The organism is Myxococcus sp. AB025B, from assembly GCF_006518215.1.
Classification (GTDB): domain Bacteria; phylum Myxococcota; class Myxococcia; order Myxococcales; family Myxococcaceae; genus Myxococcus; species Myxococcus fulvus.
In genome coordinates, this window is sequence record NZ_SRLW01000093.1 from 15,434 (window position 1) to 31,905 (window position 16,472).

Here is a 16,472-nt window from a genome sequence, read left to right on the forward strand (position 1 = left end):
GCCGGACTGGCCACCCGCCCCGTCGGCGCCCGCTCAGATGTTGATGCGGGAGCTGACGGTGCGGATGTCCAGGCCCAGCGCGGCGAAGTCGGCGGCGTGCGCGCGCAACAGCTCCACGAAGCGCGGATGCACGTCCGCCTCCTCGTTCGACAGCAGGTAGCCGTAGCTCGTCTTGGACAGCATCCACGAAATCCACAGCATCTCCGTGGCCTCCTCCGGAGGCGGCGCCACGTCGTGGTCCGCCTCCGTCGACAGCGCGCCGTCCCTGCCCCAGCGCAGCCCCAGGCACGCGTAGAGCACCTCGCCCGCGTCGTCCCACTGGAGGTTGTTGGCCCACGCGTGGCGGAAGGTCGCGAAGAAGATGACGTAGCGGCACAGCTGCTGGAGCGCCTCCAGCTCCCCGGGCTGGGGCGTGTCCGTGAGCGTCACCGGGCTGACGGCCTTCGCCACGGGCTCGGCGGCCTTCGCGTCCAGGTCCATGCGCTCGGAGCGCACGAACCATGGCGCGCTCTTGCCCGGCACCGTCGCGCGCAGGTAGCGGCACACGAAGGCGGGGGCCGAGTGCGCCACCAGGTCGTCGGAGAAGCGCCGCACCTCGAGCCACTCGGCCGCGAGCGCCTGGGCGTGCTCCGCGAAGAAGGCGCTCACGTGCTCGCCCAGCAAGCGCCAGAACAGGTTCGCCGCGCGGGCGTAGCGGTGCGACTCGCAGATGGGCGGCGCGGGCGCGAAGCCCCTCCAGTCGTAGCTGCCCATCAGGTGCAGGAGCCGCGTCTCCACGCTCCGCTCGGTGAGCGCGCTGGCGCGGGTGATGTAACCCCGGGGCCCCACGAGGAAGCCGTTGGCGGAGTGGTTGATGAGCACCACCTCGCGCAGGTGCGGCATCAGGAGCCAGCGCAGCGGGCTGCGCCGCAGGTTGCGATGCGCGGCGATGGCGTACTGCTCCACGTTGAAGTGGCACTGGCCCAGGTGGTTGCCCAGCTCCGTCTCCAGCGTCGCGCTCACCCGCGCCATCCGCTTGGCGGCCTCCCAGCCCGGACCATCCGCGGGCGTGTAGCTCCGCCGCGTCACGGGCGCGCCCGCCTGCTTCACGCCCGGCTCACGCATGCCCAGGATGATGCGCGTGGGCAGAAGCCGCCCCTCCTCCAATCGCAGACGCACGTCCACGTCCGGGAGGCAGTGCTCGCCATCCTGCTCGTAGGCGTTCCATGGGAAGTACAGCCGGAAGGCCGCCTTGTCCCCCGGCGCCTCCGGGTCTCCATCCATGAGCGTGGAGAACATGCCGTTGAGCAATCGCTCACCGAAGAACGCATCCGTGCGCGTGGACCCCGGTGACTCGCGCTCCATCCGCACCGTCATCGCCTCCGGATAGTCCGCCTGGATCCTGTCCAGCCCCGGCGCCTGTCCCAGCTTGCCCTGGAGCAGGTGGCGTCGCTTGACGAGCTCGATGGGCGCCACCGCCTTGAGCATCGCCAGCGCGCGGCCCGGCGCGTACGCCGTGGGCGGCGTGCCCTCCTCCGTGACGAGCAAGCGCGCCAGCGGCGTGGAGGTGTCGTATTCCCAGTACGGCAGCTTCAGCGTGCCGAAGTCGTGGTGGAGCCCGCCGTGGTCATCCGGCCCCTTCTCAGAGCCGATGCGCCGCCACGTCTCCACCACCTGTCCATCCGGACGGAAGCTGTGCTGGGGCTCGAAGAAACGCACCTCCAGGTCCGGCAGGTCCCCTTCGCCCGCGTCGGCCGGGTCATAGCGCACACGGAAATACCCGTCCGGGTCCGTGAAGCCCTCGCCCAGGAAGTCATCCGGCGAGCCGAAGTCCCGATCCCACAGCTCCACCTTGATGTGGTGCAGGGCCTTGGGACCGCCGGGCCCCTCCTGCTCGAACACCAGACGCCCCACCGCCACCGCCGGGAGCGCGGCCTCATCCCGCGCGGGACGGCTCGCGCGCACGCGCGGCCCCAGCTCCCGGCTGATGGCCAGACGCTCCTCGAGCGCCAGCCCCGCGTACCACCGGGACAGCTCCTGGGCATCGAGCACTTCGTTGCGTGGGCTCTCGCGTCCCTTGAATCCGAGAGAACCCATCCATCGGCGCAGCACCGCGAACATCATCCCCATCCCCATGTCACGGGCCCACGAGGCCGCGTGTCTGTCATCAGCCCGACCTCTCCGGAGTCGCTCGCACGCCCACACGCCCAGGCCCATCCGTGCGCTGCGCGACGCCGGTTTCGTTCTCCGGGGAGGGTAGCACTGCTTGAGCTCCTGCTTTACGCGTCCTACGGTCCTACCCGTTCCATAGGGGAGTTCATGACTGTCGAGTACAAGCTCAGGATTCGGACGAGCACGAAGCTCGGCGCGGGAACCGATGCGAACATCTCCGTCGTCCTGGTGGGCACGCGAGGTGAGAGTGGCCCGCACGTGCTGGACAAGCCCTTCCACAACGACTTCGAGGCGGGCGCGGAGGATGTCTATTCCGTGCAGGCCCCGGACGACGTGGGGGAGCTCGTGCTGCTGCGCTTCGGCAACACCGGAGGCATCGCGGCGGACTGGCTCTTGGACCACGCGTGGGTGAAGGCCGGGGAGCGGCAGTGGAGCTTCCCCTTCTTCCGTTGGGTGCGGGGTGGCGCCACGGTGGACGTGCTGGAGGGCACCGCGAAGCTCGCGCGGCATGCGGGCTGCGAGCGGGAGACCGCGGCGAGGCGGGAGCTGCTGGAGGCGCGCAGGCGCATGTACCCGTGGCGTCCGGCGGAGGCGACCGAGGGGCTTCCGGGCGCGCTGGACCTCAGCGAGTCACGGCCCCTGCCCAAGGACGAGCTGTACCGGGGGCTGACGGAGGGCAGCTACGAGGTGGTCATCGCCAGGACGCTGGCGGCCATCAAGCTGCACCTGCCCCTGCTGTCCAAGGCCTGGAACGGGCTGGTGGACATCTTCGACCTCTTCAAGGGCCTGGAGGTGCCCCGGCTCGCCCCGCGCTGGCAGGACGACCTGGAGTTCGCGCGTCAGGCCGTGCAGGGCATCAACCCGCTCCACATCACCCTCATCCCCCAGCTGCCCCCGGGCATGCCGCTGACGGACGAGGACGTGAAGGGCATCCTGTCCCCCGACACCACGCTGGCCCGGGCGCTGGATTCCAAGCGCATCTTCCTGCTCGACTTCGACATCCTCGAGGACATCCCGATGTACCGGAAGGTCGACGAGGACGGCGTGGAGGAGCGCCGGTGGGCGCCCGCGGCGCGGTGCCTGTTGTACCTGGATGACCTGCGGCAGCTCAGGCCCCTGGCCATCCAGCTGGGGCGCGACGGCGGGAAGGACCCCGTCTTCACGCCGAACGACGACACGTACGACTGGCTCGCGGCGAAGATCTACCTGCGCTGCAGCGAGGGCAACACGCACCAGATGGTGGCGCACGCCTTGCGCACGCACTTCGTGGCGGAGCCCTTCGTGATGGCGACGATGCGCAACCTCCCGGACCCGCATCCGGTCTACAAGCTCCTGCGCCGGCACTTCCGCTACACGCTCGCCATCAACGAGGGCGCACGAAAGGGGCTGCTCGCCGCGGGCGGGGTGTTCGACGACTTCATCGCCACCGGCGGCCCCGACAAGGGACACCTGCAGCTGGGCAAGAAGGGCTACCAGCGCTGGAAGCTCACGGACAACCGGCCCCGTCAGGACCTCGAGCGCCGGGGTGTGCTGGACCCGGCGGTGCTCCCGTACTACCCCTACCGCGACGACGCGCTGCCCTTGTGGGATGCTCTGGAGGAATACGTCGGTGGGGTCCTCCGGTACTTCTACCCGACCGACGCCGACCTCGAGGGCGACACCGAGATGCAGCATTGGTGGAAGGACCTCACCGAGCACGGGCTGCCGGTGGACAAGCTGCCGTGCCGGGAGCTGTCGCGCGTCGACGACCTGGTCGACATCCTCACCACCGTCGTCTTCACCGTCAGCGTGCAGCACGCGGCGGTGAACTACCTGCAATACGAACACTACGCCTTCGTACCCAACGCGCCCCTGTGCATGCGCAGGGAGCCGCCCCGACAGAAGGGGACGCTGCGCGCCGAGGACCTCCCCGAGATGATTCCCTCCAAGTCCCAGACGCTCTGGCAGGTCGCCATCGGCCGGGCGCTGTCGAGCTTCGGCGACGACGAGGAGTACCTGCTCCACGAGGGAGGCTGGCGGGAGGAGTACTTCCAGGAGCCCGAGGTGAAGGCCCTGCGCGAGCGGTTCGAGCAGCGCCTGCGCACCCAGCGCGACGTGGTGGCGGCGCGCAACGCGGGCGCCCAGGTGCCCTACACCGTGCTGAGTCCCGACCGGATTCCCTGCGGCATCACCGTCTGAGCCCTGGAGACGCGCGTGCCCAACCTGCTCTCCCGAGGTCTCTTCAACCTGTTCTTCGGCGGCCGCCGCGCGCCCCTGGCGAGCCTGCCCGGGCCGACGCCGGGCCTGCTGGGCAACCTGGGTGACTTCCTGGGCACCCAGCCCTGGGAGGTCTGCGCCCGCTATGCGCGCGAGTACGGCCCCGTCACCGTGGCGTGGCTGGGGCCGTCCCCCGCGCTCATCCTCAACGACGCGGACGTCATCCACGAGGTGATGGAGACGCGGCGGCTGGAGTTCGAGAAGGGCAACATCGGCGAGCAGATCCGCCACTCCACCACGGACGACACGCCCTTCATCGCCGAGCAGGGTGACGACTGGTCGCGCAAGCACGCCATGGACCCGCTGGCGCAGCCCTGGACACCCGCGTGGCAGGCGGCCCAGGTGGAGCCGCTGCGCCGGGCGCTGCTCGAGTCGGTGGAGGCCTGCTTCGCGCACCCGTCCGTCGACCTGACGCCCACGCTGCGCAAGATGACGTTCGACGCGTTCTGCGTGGCGACGGTGGGTGAGAAGCTGCCGGCAGCGTACTACGACGACTTCATGCTGCTGGCGGCGGGCGCGGACGCGCGCATCCAGGCGAAGCTGCCGCTGCGGTTCGTCTCGGCGCCCAAGGGCTTCGAGGCCGCCAAGGAGCGCTTCTACGGCGTGTTCGCCCGGAAGATCCACGAGGCCAGGCAGGCGCGCTCCTCCACCGCCGTGGATTTGATGTCGTGGACCCTGCGGGAGATGCCCCGACTCGACGACCAGGTGCACGCCCACCTGCTCGGCGGGTTCTTCTTCGGGGGTGTGTTCTCCTCGAGCACGACGCTCGTGGGTGCCTTCCATCAACTCAACAAGTACCCCGCCACCCTGGAACGGCTGGCGCTGGAGTCCGACGCGCTGGCCCAAGGCCCCTTGAGCCTGTCGCGGCTGGTGGCCGAGGCCCCGTGGGGCGAGGCCGTGGCGTACGAGGCCCTGCGCATCCTGCCCGCGGTGCGCGTCTTCATGCGCCGCTCGCCGCTGACGCCCTCGCGGCTGGCGGGCGTCACGCTGCCGCCGGGCACCACGCTCATGGTGTCCAACCAGCACCTGCACCGCGACCCGAGCCACTGGACGAGCCCGGAGACGTTCGACCCGGAGCGCTGGCTCCACGGGGGCGCGGCGAGAGACCCGCTCGGCAGCGGGCACTTCTTCCCCTTCGGCCGGGGCCCCCGGGCCTGCGTGGCCGGGGACTTCGCCATGGTGTACCTGCGCACGGCGCTGGCCACCTTGAGCACCCGGGCGCGCATCCTCGTCGACTCGACGGAGCCCTTCGAGGAGGGTTTCTTCTTCGGCGTGGTGCGTCCCCAGGGCGTCACGGGCAGAATCATCCCGCGAGAGCGGTCCACCCTTCACCCTGCTTCCCCGGAAGCCCCCCTCCCCCCGGCAGTGGAATCCGCATGACCTTGTTCCGACATCCCCGAGACCGCATCCCTGTCCTTCTGTTCACCCTGATGTTCGCCCTGGACCTGACGGTCTTCTTCACGGCGACGAGCTGGTGGTTGCCCATCCTCTGGCTCGGCCTTGGAGTCATCCCCAAGGGGTGGATCAGCGCGTGGAACCACCACCATCAGCACGTGACGATGTTCCGTCACGCGCTCCCCAACCGGCTCTTGGAGATCATGTTCGGTTTCCAGACGGGCGTGACGTCCCACGCGTGGTTCCTGCACCACGTGGTGGGCCACCACCGCAACTACCTGGACCAGACCAAGGACGAGGCCGGGTGGAAGCGCGCCGACGGCACCACCATGGGTGAGACGGAGTTCTCCGTCCTCAACTGGCTCATGGCGTATCCGCGCGCGTACCGCGTGGGCCTGTCCCACCCGAAGGCGCTGCGCGTGTTCCTGGGCATGGGCGCGCTGCAGGTGGCGCTGCTGGGCGTGCTGTTCTGGCACAACTGGTACAACGCCCTCTTCGTGTTCCTGCTGCCGATGGCGGTGTCGCTCTACGTCACCGTCTGGGCCACCTACTTCCACCACGCGGGGCTGGACGTCACGGAGCACTCGCAGGCCTCGTACAACATCCTGCACAAGGGCTACAACCTGATGACCGGCAACCTGGGCTACCACACCGCGCACCACACCAAGCACGGGTTGCACTGGTCCCAGTTGCCCGAGCTCCACGCGCAGCTGGCCAAGGACATCCCGGCCACGCTCTACCGTCAGCCGGGCATCCCGTTCGTGTGGAGCGGCACCGAGGCGAAGATCGACCCGGCCGAGTCGGAGCTGGGCGCCATCGCGCAGTGACGCGGTGCCGGGCCTCGGGTGTGGACCCGCGGCCCCCCGCCGTGCCCGCTCCCTGCACAGGGGGGCGGGCATCCCGCGCAACCGCCAGCATCGCGACGGCTTGCGGCTGCCGAGCCTGGGGCTTCTGCCTTCTCCGCCGCGCGCCTTGACCGCCCCACCCCATATCCCTGATACCGGCTCCGGCGCTCGTTGAGATTGCGTCGCAGAACCAACTAGTCCGGGATTGCGGATGTTCTTGCCGGTCACCCCTCTCGCGCTGTTGCTCTCGGTGGCCTCGCCGCCTCCGGCCTCGTCTGCCTCTCCGGAACAGGCGCCCGCCGGCGCCGAGGCGAATCAGGAAGCACCGCCCACGAACAACGAGGTCCAGGTCCCCCGCCGCATCGACAGCGTGGTGGTGCCCTATCCCCAGGCGGAGCAGGCGGCGCGGCGCGAGGGCGAGGTGGTGCTGCGGCTGACGCTGGATGAGACCGGCGCCGTCACCGACTCGGAGGTCGTCCGCTCGGCGGGCCCCGCTTTCGACGAGGCCGTGCGCACCGCGAGCCTCTCCTTCCGCTTCGAGCCCGCGCGCGTGCGCGGCGAGCCCGTGGCCTGTCAGATCGAGCTGGTCCACACCTTCCAGCTCGACACGCCGCCGCCCGTCGCCACTCCGGAGACACCGACGGAGGCGCCCGCCGAGGCCACGGCCACCGCGCCCGAGGAGAAGAAGCGGGAGACCACCGTGTCCGGACGCTCGGACGCGGAGCGCCAGCGGCAATCCGCCGAGGCGGTGAAGGTCGTGAGCGTTCAGCGCGCGCGTGCCCGCTCGGTGGACATGGGCCAGGTGCTGGCCGCGCAGGAGGGCGTCGAGGTGCGCCGCACGGGCGGGCTGGGCAGCTCCGCCTCGTTCACGCTCAACGGCCTCACCGACGACCAGGTCCGCTTCTTCCTCGACGGCGTGCCGCTGGACCTCTCCGGCTATCCGTTCGGCATCGCCAACGTCCCCGTCAACCTGGTGGACTCCATCCAGCTCTATCGGGGCGTCGTCCCCATCCGCTATGGCGCGGACGCGCTGGGCGGCGCGGTGAACCTCACCTCCACGCCGCTGGAGCCCGGCGCGCACGGCGCGGTGTCACTCCAGGGCGGCGCCTTCGGGACGTTCCGCCTCACGCTGGGCGGCGGCTACAAGCCCGCGCCGTCGGGCTTCTACGCCCGCGCGCACTTCTTCGCCGATACGACGAAGAACAACTACGCCATCGACGTCGAGGCCGCGGATGACCGGGGCAACCTCCGCCCCGTCACCGTCAAGCGCTTCCACGACGGCTACGAAGCGCTCGGCGGCGGCGTGGAGGTGGGCTTCACCGAGCTGTCCTGGGCGGACCGCGTCGTCCTGCGCGCCTTCGGCTCCCGCAACGACAAGCAGTTGCAACACAATCTGGTGATGGCCGCGCCGTACGGTGAAGCCACGTACGACGCCGACTCCCTGGGCGCGCAGTTGCTCTACGCGAAGACGCTCTCGCCCACGGTGCGCCTGGACGCGCTGGCCGGCTACGCGTGGCAGGCCACCCGCCTGGTCGACATCGCCGAGTGGAGCTACGACTGGTTCGGCAACCGCGTCTTCCCGCGCGAGCTGCCCGGAGAAATCGGCGGCGGCGCCATCGACCAGACCGTCTGGCAGCAGACCGCCTACGGCCGCGTCAACGTGGGCTGGGACGTGGCGCCGACGCACACGCTGCGGCTCGCGCTCGCGCCCACCGTCACGACGCGCACGGGCGAGGAGCGCCGCCGGGCCAGCCCCAGCGACCCGGACAGCCTGGCGCCCCGGCGCACCCAGCTCACCTTCGTCACCGGGCTCGAGTACCAGGTCGACCTGCTCGACGACGCGCTGGAGGTCATCGTCTTCGGCAAGGACTACCTCTACCAGGGACGCGCCCGGCAGCCCCTGGCCGTGGGCGGCTGGCTGGACAAGGACAAGGGCCTCCACCACCTGGGCGGCGGCGCGTCGATGCGCCTGCGCCTGGGCACCCCGCTCTACCTCAAGGCGAGCTACGAGCGCGCCACCCGGCTGCCGCGCGCGGACGAGGTCTTCGGCAACGGCGTGCTCGTGATGGAGAACCTGGACCTGGAGCCCGAGCACAGCCACAACCTCAACCTGAGCCTGTCCACCGTGCCGCTGCGCACCCGCGCGGGCAGCTTCCGGGGCGAGGTCAACGGCTTCGCACGCTTCGCCGACAACCTCATCCTGCTCACGGGGCGGGACCGCGACTGGAGCTACCAGAACGTGTACGGCGCCCGCATCCTCGGCGTCGAGCTGTCCGCGGGCTGGACGTCACCGGGCGGCCTGTTCAGCGTGGACGCCAACGCCACCGCGCAGGACCCGCGCAACGCGTCCAGCCAGGGCACGTTCGGCGACTTCGATGGCCGGCGCCTGCCGAACAGGCCCTGGCTCTTCGCCAACGCCACGGCCCGCCTGTCGCTGCGCGGCCTGGCGCTCGCGGAGGACGAGCTGTCGCCCTTCTGGAGCACGCGCTACGTGCACGGCTTCTTCCGCAACTGGGAGGGCCTGGGGCTGGAGTCCACGAAGGACAACCTGGACGCGCAGTTCGTCCAGTCAGCGGGTGTGGGCTACCGCGTGCGCCGGGGCAAGCTCACCGTGGGGCTGACGGCGGAGCTGGAGAACCTCACCGACGCGAAGGTGTTCGACTACTACGGCGTCGAGCGGCCCGGCCGCGCGGGCTGGCTCAAGGGCACGCTCGAGTACTGATGGAAGTCACCCTCGCGCCCGGCATGCCCCCGGGCGCGAGGAGGAAGCGACGTCTCAGCGCACCTGGAGGAACTGGTACGCCCAGCCCTGCACCTCAAAGCGCTTCACCGGGGTGCCGCTGACGCCCAGCTCCCAGATGGCGGTGCGCGCGTAGTCGGCGGTGGGCAGCAGCAGGAAGGTGCGGCCTTCGATGTTGAAGGCGTAGTAGCCGCCCGCGATGAAGCCCAGCTCGTCGATGGGCGTCGCGGAGTTCGTCGCCAGGTTGACGCGCCAGAGCTTCCAGTGGAGGCCGCCGGTGATGACGCCGGGCGCCGTCGTCGGGGTGAGGTCCACGTTCTCATCGTGGAAGACGGCGACCACGCCCACGTCGTTGCCCAGGTAGCGGAACGCCGCCGTCTGACGGCCACCCACCAGCGAGGACAGCGAGCGCGTCCACGCGGCGTCGAGCTCCGTCTCGCCCGCCTTGATTCGGACCACGCACGTATCGGGCGCGCCGTCCTTGAGCAGGGGCGCCGCGCTGCTGAACACCCAGTTGCTGAAGTAGAGGTTGCCGGCCTCGTCCTGCGTCGCCACGTCGAGCCCCGGGCAGGGCGCGTCCAGCAGCTTCACCAGGCTGTCGTTCGCCTTCGAGTAGACGGCGATTTGAGACGTGGGCAGGAAGTCGAAGTAGTTGCCGTCGGTCCAGTAGAACGCCTGGAACACGTCGTTGCCGCGCGTGACGCGGGCGCGGTCGAAGCCGGTCTTCACCACCAGGCCCTCGCGCTCGCGCACCAGGCCCGGCGCGTCGGCGGTGCCGGAGATCTGCATCGTCGTGGGGTTCCACACCACGCGGCGCGACTCCTCCAGCGACATGTACGCGCGCGTGGAGTCCACGAACTGGTTCAGGTAGAGCGGCGCCGAGGCGGTGAAGCCGTAGTTGGCGAAGCTGATGCGGCCCGCGGCCACCAGCGAGCCGTCATCGCCGATGGTGAAGCGGGAGATCTCCGGCTTCTCGCCGTCGCCCACGAAGAGCTGGCCCTCGACGGCGCCGATGGTGGCGTAGCCGGAGTGCTCGCTGGCCTTGGTGAGGTCCAGGCGGGTGACGTCCAGCGAGTCGAAGAGGCTCACGTACGTGACGGCGCCGTTCGTCTGGGAGACGGTCGTGGCCAGGCTGTAGGCGGGCTTCTCCGTGGGCGTCGGGTCCGGCTTCTTCTCGTCGTCGTCACCGCAGCCCACCAGGGCGGAGGAGAGCAGCAGCGAGGTGGCGGCCGAGGCCGTGGCGAAACGGCGGAACGTACTCATGGGGACAACTCCGTCTTCGGGGGGAGGGGTGAAGCTCAGGTCGGCACGGGGGCGGGGGCCTCCGGTTCGACCGGTGCGGTGGAAGGAAGGACCGGGGGCCGCTGGAGGCGGCGGATGACGCCCGCGGCGCCCACGAGCACCAGGACCAGGGCGAACAGGCCCAGCTCCGTCGCCAGCAGGTGCGCGGAGCCGGAGGCGAAGGGCAGCCGCCCGGTCCGCGCCGCGTCGATGAGGGGGACGAGGAACAGCAGCACGCTGGCGCCCCAGAGCAGCCGGCGCGCGTGCCTGGCGGGCGAGGCGTCCAGCCAGGCGCTGGCGATGGACAGGCCCCACGTGGCCAGGAAGACGGTGTGCTCCCAGAAGGGCCGCTCGGACAGCTCCGCGGGCAGCAGCTGGTTGGCCACGAAGACGCCGCCCACCGCGAGCGCGAGCCCCGCGCTGAAGCCCGAGGTGAGCTTCGCGAGCGCGGTGTCGAAGCGGCTCTGCCCCTTCGCGCGCCGGCGCTCCAGCCACAAGAGGTTGCCCGCGAGGATGCCGAACGCGGAGACGAAGGCCAGCAGCGCGTAGAGCACCTTGGCGGGGAAGCGGGCCCAGGTGGCGAAGTGCAGGCCGTACAGGGGGTCCATCACCTGCGAGTACAGGGTCCCGCCCCCGGTCTCGCGCGCCCAGAGCAGCTCGCCTGTGCGGGCCACGCGCACGTGGGTGAAGGCGTGGAGCGTGCCCTCGCGCTCCCCCGGCAGGTGGACGGTGCCGTTCTCGTCCCCCAGGTGGTCGAAGAAGAAGTGGCTGTGCTCGGACTGGGGGAAGCGCTGCTTCGCCACGGCCAGCGCGTGCGCCAGGTCTGGCGCGCCGGCATCGCGACCCACGGCGGCGGGCGGCGTGGGCCAGTCCACGATGCGCTCACGCGCCTTCAGGTCGCCGTCCAGCGACGTCTTCACCACGGCGGGTTCGAACCAGTCGTCCAGCCAGAGGACGCCGCCGGTCACCGCGAAGACGAGCAGGAAGGGCGCGGTGATGACGCCAATCACCTTGTGCGCGTCCGACCAGATGACCCGCCGCGCGCCCTTGGGGCGGAACTGGACGAGCTCTCGCAGCATGCGGCCCAGTTGGAGCAGCAGCCCGGTGCCGATGAGCAGCACCAGCACCGCGGACGCGAGGCCCGTCAGGTGCGCGCCGCCGGGGATGGGCTCCAGGAAGTGCATCGCGTTGAGGAACTCGCCCAGGTCGCTGCGCTCTCCGAGCTGACGCCCGGACACCGGGTCCACCCAGAGCGGCTTGATGGCCCCGTCCGGGGACATGCGCCACAGCCGCAGCCAGGGCTCCTCGGCGGTGGGCAGGGAGATGCCGAACCAGACGGGATGCGCCCGGGTCTCCGCCTCGGCCAGTTGCTGCGCCAGCTCCACGGCCCGCGCCTCCGACACGGCCACGGGCGCGCGGAACGTGGGCTCCTGCCAGGGCGACAGCTCCTCCGCGAACAGGGCGAACGCGCCCAGGAAGAACGTCACGAACAGCACCAGCGATGACAGCACGCCCGCCCAGGCGTGCGCGTCCCAGAGGATCTCGTAGGCCCGGGGCGACAGCTTCACGTGAGCACCAACACGAGCGACGACAGGGCGCAGACCAGCGCGCAGCCGCCCCATGCGCGCGCGCCGCTCCGGGAGAGCAACGCCAGACACACGCCGGTGGCCACCGCGGGCAGGACGACGAGCAGCGCGAGCAACAACCGGACATCCTCCGCCACGGGCACCACCGCCGGCAGCGCCAGGCTCGCCAGCACGGCGGCGGCGGGGGCCGCGGTGACGGCGGCGGAGATTCGCGCGGCTCCGTGCGGGTGCGCCATCCTCAGGCGCCTCCCAGCCACAGGCCCGCGAGCCCCAGCGCGCACACCGGCCAGACGAAGCGCGTCGCCCGGGGCCACAGCGGCACCGCCAGCGCCAGCACCGGCGCCACCAACATGGCCAGCACCACCGCGCACGTCAGCCCCACGCCCCACCCCTGCGCCCTCACCGCGAACGCCACGGACGCCGCCACGCACAGCGCGCCCAGCGCCCTCGCTCGGTGGCGATGGAGCCCGTCCGGAAGCGCAACGCCACGGAGCACGGCGAGGCCCAGCACCATCAGCAGGGTCGATGTCGCCATGTCCTCCTCGGGGGCACGCGGAAACTTGAGAATGATTCGCAGTTGCGAATCGCGCGCAGTTCAACTGCACCCGGGAAGGGATGTCAAGGCGCGGCGGGAAGCCGTCCTGGAGGGTCTCCGTCTATGCCTGGAACACGGGTTTCCGGCGCTGGGATTGGACGCTGGGCGCCTGGAATCCAGGGGTCATCCGGAGCAGAGGAGCAGGCTCGGCCGCGCGCATCCGGCCACGCGTCTTGCGCCAACCCGGAGCGTTGCTGGAGCGTCCCCCTGCGAGAAGACGCGTCGCCCCCGGCACAGCCCGTGACGACGAGGACGACGCCGAGGAGCCAGAGGCCAGGACGCATTCCACACCTCCACGCCTTCCCAGGGTGGAAGGCACGTGGCGGGAATGCTGTCACTGGCGTCTGAGGCGCCTCAGGGCGCGTTGAAGAGGCTCGGGTCGCTCTGGCGGGAGCGGAACAGGTCGACGATGTAGTTCATGCGCTGGTCGAACTTCGACCAGTCATTGGCCGACGAGCCCCTCAGGGAGTTGGGCGTCTTGTCGTACTGGCCCAGCAGCCGGTTGAGGTCGCCGCTCTCAATCGTGCGCAGATGCTCGGGGAAGGCGCCCTGGTTGCCCGGGGTGATGTCATCCCCCAGGCTGAGCGAGCCATTGGGCAGGCCAATCTTCATCATGTGCTCGGTCGCGAACTGGCGGAACTGGCCGGCCAGCGCGTCCACCACGCTGTCGATGGCCTTGTCCACCAGGCCCGTCGCCTCCGCGCCCTTGTAGGCGAGGTTGCCGGGGAACGGCAGCGCGTTGCCGAACCCATCCACGATGCCCTCGGCGATGGGGCGGAAGGTCTCCTTGAGCGGCGCGTTGAGCGCGCGGTCCACCTCGCCCTGGATGAGCGACTGCTCGTGCACGCCCACGCGGTTGTTGGCGGCCAGCATCAGCTCCGCCTTCTTGTTCGGGTCGCTCTCGAACATCGCCTTGGCGTAGTCGGCGAAGGCCGCCTTGAGGTTCTCCTTCCCGGGCGGGAACGCCGCCAGGTACTTCTCCACCTTCGCCGCGTCGTACTTCGTGTCGCCCTTGAAGGTCTCCGTGAAGCGCTGGAACTCCGGGGCGATGTCCTGGAACAGCTTCTTGTTGCCGTCCGCGATGGCGTCACTGACGCGGTTGAGCGCGTCCCGGATGGGGACCTTCAGCCCCTCCACCAGCAGCGGCGCCACGGGGCTGAGCACCGACAGCGCGCCCGCCGTCAGGCCACTGGCCCAGGCGTTGCTGTTCTTGAGCTGGTCCATGAAGACCTTGGGCAGGTCCTCCTGCCGGATGCTCACCCCGGCCTGCTTGGAAGCCCAGACCCCGAAGGTGGCCCAGTTGGCGTTCTCCTTGCCAAGCAGCCCCGCCATGTCATTGGACAACTGGAAGTAGCCCTCCGTGATGGCCTGGTTGCGCGCCACGGGGTCCGTCATGTTGGAGATGGCCTCGATGTCCAGCCGGCCGCCCTTGGGCGGCGTCGCGGGGCTCTCCGCCAAGGCCCTCTGCGGGTTGAGCTCCAGCCGAGGCTTCGCGCCCGGCGTCTCGAACAGCGACTCGTCCCGCAGCACGCGGTTCGGCGCGGCCGGCTTCGCCTGGGCGGGAGTCTTCTTCTCCGCCGGCGGCGGCTCCGGCGGACGGACGACGGGCTGGCGACGGCGGTTCAGTTCGTTGATGGGGCTCATGTCTGGATTATCGGAAGTCACGAACCCCGGTTGCCACCGAACCGTCAGTCACGACCCACCGGGAACAATCCCTAGCGGAAACCCCTTACGCGGAATCATCCGACAGTGAGCTTCTCCACCGCGCCATGGAGGATTTCCAACTGCCGAGGCACCCGCTCCACCAGCTTCCCCGACACCGGGTCATTCGCGATGCGTCGCAAGGGGAGCTCGGGCATCGGCGGCGGCGTCTGTCCCTTGCGCAGGGACTCCGCCAGCACATCCAGCGTGCCGCTCGCCCTGTGCGCGACCACGTCCAGCACCTCCGAGGAGGCAATCACGCCCTTCTGCTCCCCCAATGCCGTCACCGAGGCGGCCAGCCTGCGCGAGTACGTCAACAGCGCCATCGCGGGCTCCAGCCGGTGCGCGGGGCCCCGGTACTCGGCCATCAGCCGCTCGAACGAGGCCTCCGCGTCGAGCAGCGCCAGGCCCAGATCCCTCCGCGCCGCGCTCACCCGGGGCTCGCGTCCATCGCGGCTCGCCGCCACCTGGCGGAAGTAGTTCCCATCCGCGAGCAGCACCGTCGCCGCCGCGTCCGGGAAGCGCCGCCGCTCCGGGTAGGGCCACAAGAGCCACACCCCCGCCAAGGCCAGCACACACGCCAGCAGCACCCCGAGCGCGCGGTTCTCCGCCACCGTCCAGTCCCCCGCGCTCAGCGTCGCGAGCAGGAGGAAGTCCGGGGTGAGCAGAATCTGGAAGGCGCCGAAGTTGAGGGGCAACAGCGACACGGAGGTGGCCGTCAGCACCCCAATCACCACGATGAGCACCAGCGGCGAGCCCACCTGCGTGGCAATCACCGCCGCGAGCGTCCCGCCCAATAGCGTGCCCGTGACGCGCTGGAGCGCGCGCTCCTCCGTGTTCGCTGAGTAGGGCTGCAAGATGCCGATGGTGGAGAGCACCACCCAGTACGCCTCGCCCAGCCCCAACGCGCGCGTGAGCATCAGCGCCACGGCGGCCACCGTCCCCGCGCGCAGCGCATGGCGCAGCACCACCGAGCGCGAGTGCAGGTTCGCGCGCAAGGGCTGCAGCAAGGGCCGTCGCTCGTCGGAGGGCAGCAGCGACCAGGCGTTCTCCAGCGACACCGGGTCCCCGCGCCGCATGGCCATGGCCGCCCGCTGCGCCGCCACGCAGTGGCCCCGCAGGCGCGCGAGCAGCTCCGTCACCGAGACGGGGACCACCCGCAGCCACGAGTCGTGTCGCCCCAGCTCCTCGCCGTTGGTGGGGAACAGGGGCCAGTAGACGGCCGCGGCCTCCGGGGAGAGCGACACCTTGGCCACCCGCTCCGAGAGGTCCGCGGACCAGTCACACACCCGCGCCACCTCCTCGCGCACCGGCCCCAGCCCGCGCTCGGGGCTGGCCACCTCCATCGCCTGCTCCAGGGCGAACAACACCCCGAGCAGCTGCTCGCTCAGCTCCAACAGCACGAGCAGGTGCTCCCCGCGCAGCGTCTCGTCCGCGCGCCCCACCCGCGTGGTCGCCAGCGTCTGGCGCGCCTTCTCGATCTTCGCGCGCAGGGGCAGGTGCCGCGCCGTGGCCACCGCCCACGTCTCCGCCGAGGCGCCCTCACGCGACAGCGTCGCCAGGTCCCTCGCGCCCGCCGCCAGCGACAGGTACACGTCCGCGATGGCCCGGCGCGAGGGGCGATACGGATGCACCGGCCACAGCACCAGCGACTGGAGCATCGCCCAGCCTCCGCCCAACAGCAGCGCGCCCCCGCGCGTCAGCGCCGCGTCCAGCTCCACCGCGTGCGCGCCCAGCGACGCCACGAAGATGACCGCGAGCTTCTCCCCCACCGAGCCCGCCGTGTCGCCGTAGCACCGCGCGAAGGTCATCACGAAGACGCCCACGAGAAGCAGCGTGGCGTCCAGCCACAGCCGCCCGCCCGCCAGCGCCGCCACGGTGCCCACCAGCGCGCCGAGCATCGCCACGGCCCCCATCACCCT

The 16,472-nt window shown here is 70.7% G+C and carries 11 protein-coding genes; 4 read left to right on the plus strand and 7 right to left on the minus strand.

Going from position 1 to position 16,472, the window contains the following annotated elements; genetic code table 11:
- Positions 1-33: 33 nt before the first annotated feature.
- Entirely contained in the window at positions 34-2,076 is a 2,043-nt protein-coding gene (locus tag FL311_RS17570) for a transthyretin-like family protein (RefSeq protein ID WP_228556921.1), read from the minus strand.
- 222 nt (positions 2,077-2,298) lie between these two features.
- Here FL311_RS17570 and FL311_RS17575 point away from each other — a divergent pair, with 222 nt between their 5' ends.
- The 4 genes from FL311_RS17575 to mxcH all read left to right on the plus strand — a co-directional run bounded on the left by FL311_RS17575 (position 2,299) and on the right by mxcH (position 9,369).
- Complete coding sequence (locus tag FL311_RS17575) at positions 2,299-4,329, plus strand: lipoxygenase family protein (protein WP_141326273.1); 2,031 nt, start codon at positions 2,299-2,301, stop codon at positions 4,327-4,329.
- Positions 4,330-4,344: 15 nt separating this feature from the next.
- Entirely contained in the window at positions 4,345-5,787 is a 1,443-nt protein-coding gene (locus tag FL311_RS17580) for a cytochrome P450 (protein WP_141326274.1), read from the plus strand.
- A complete protein-coding gene (locus FL311_RS17585) occupies positions 5,784-6,629 on the plus strand; it encodes a fatty acid desaturase (protein ID WP_141326275.1) in 846 nt (281 codons plus the stop codon). The genes FL311_RS17580 and FL311_RS17585 overlap by 4 nt, the downstream gene beginning before the upstream one ends.
- 229 nt (positions 6,630-6,858) lie before the next feature.
- Positions 6,859-9,369: a TonB-dependent siderophore myxochelin receptor MxcH gene (mxcH, locus tag FL311_RS17590; protein WP_141326276.1), complete on the plus strand. Its 2,511-nt coding sequence runs from the start codon at positions 6,859-6,861 to the stop codon at positions 9,367-9,369.
- Between the two features lie 54 nt (positions 9,370-9,423).
- On the opposite strand, the gene FL311_RS17595 is transcribed toward mxcH, so the two are convergent.
- The 6 genes from FL311_RS17595 to FL311_RS17620 form a co-directional block, all read right to left on the minus strand.
- The gene (locus FL311_RS17595) at positions 9,424-10,650 is read right to left on the minus strand and encodes an MxcI (protein WP_141326277.1); all 1,227 of its coding nucleotides are present in this window, start codon (positions 10,648-10,650) and stop codon (positions 9,424-9,426) included.
- 35 nt (positions 10,651-10,685) lie between these two features.
- Positions 10,686-12,236 carry a PepSY domain-containing protein gene (locus FL311_RS17600; protein ID WP_141326278.1) on the minus strand — a complete coding sequence of 517 codons (1,551 nt, stop codon included), beginning with the start codon at positions 12,234-12,236 and terminating at the stop codon, positions 10,686-10,688.
- The gene (locus tag FL311_RS17605) at positions 12,233-12,490 is read right to left on the minus strand and encodes a hypothetical protein (RefSeq protein ID WP_228556922.1); all 258 of its coding nucleotides are present in this window, start codon (positions 12,488-12,490) and stop codon (positions 12,233-12,235) included. Before FL311_RS17605 ends, FL311_RS17600 begins: the two co-directional genes overlap by 4 nt.
- A 2-nt stretch (positions 12,491-12,492) precedes the next feature.
- Complete coding sequence (locus tag FL311_RS17610; protein ID WP_141326279.1) at positions 12,493-12,789, minus strand: DUF3325 family protein; 297 nt, start codon at positions 12,787-12,789, stop codon at positions 12,493-12,495.
- Positions 12,790-13,203: 414 nt separating this feature from the next.
- Entirely contained in the window at positions 13,204-14,493 is a 1,290-nt protein-coding gene (locus tag FL311_RS17615) for a hypothetical protein (RefSeq protein ID WP_141326280.1), read from the minus strand.
- A gap of 95 nt (positions 14,494-14,588) precedes the next feature.
- Positions 14,589-16,472: FUSC family protein (locus tag FL311_RS17620; RefSeq protein ID WP_141326281.1), on the minus strand; the 1,884-nt coding region annotated here is incomplete at its 5' end.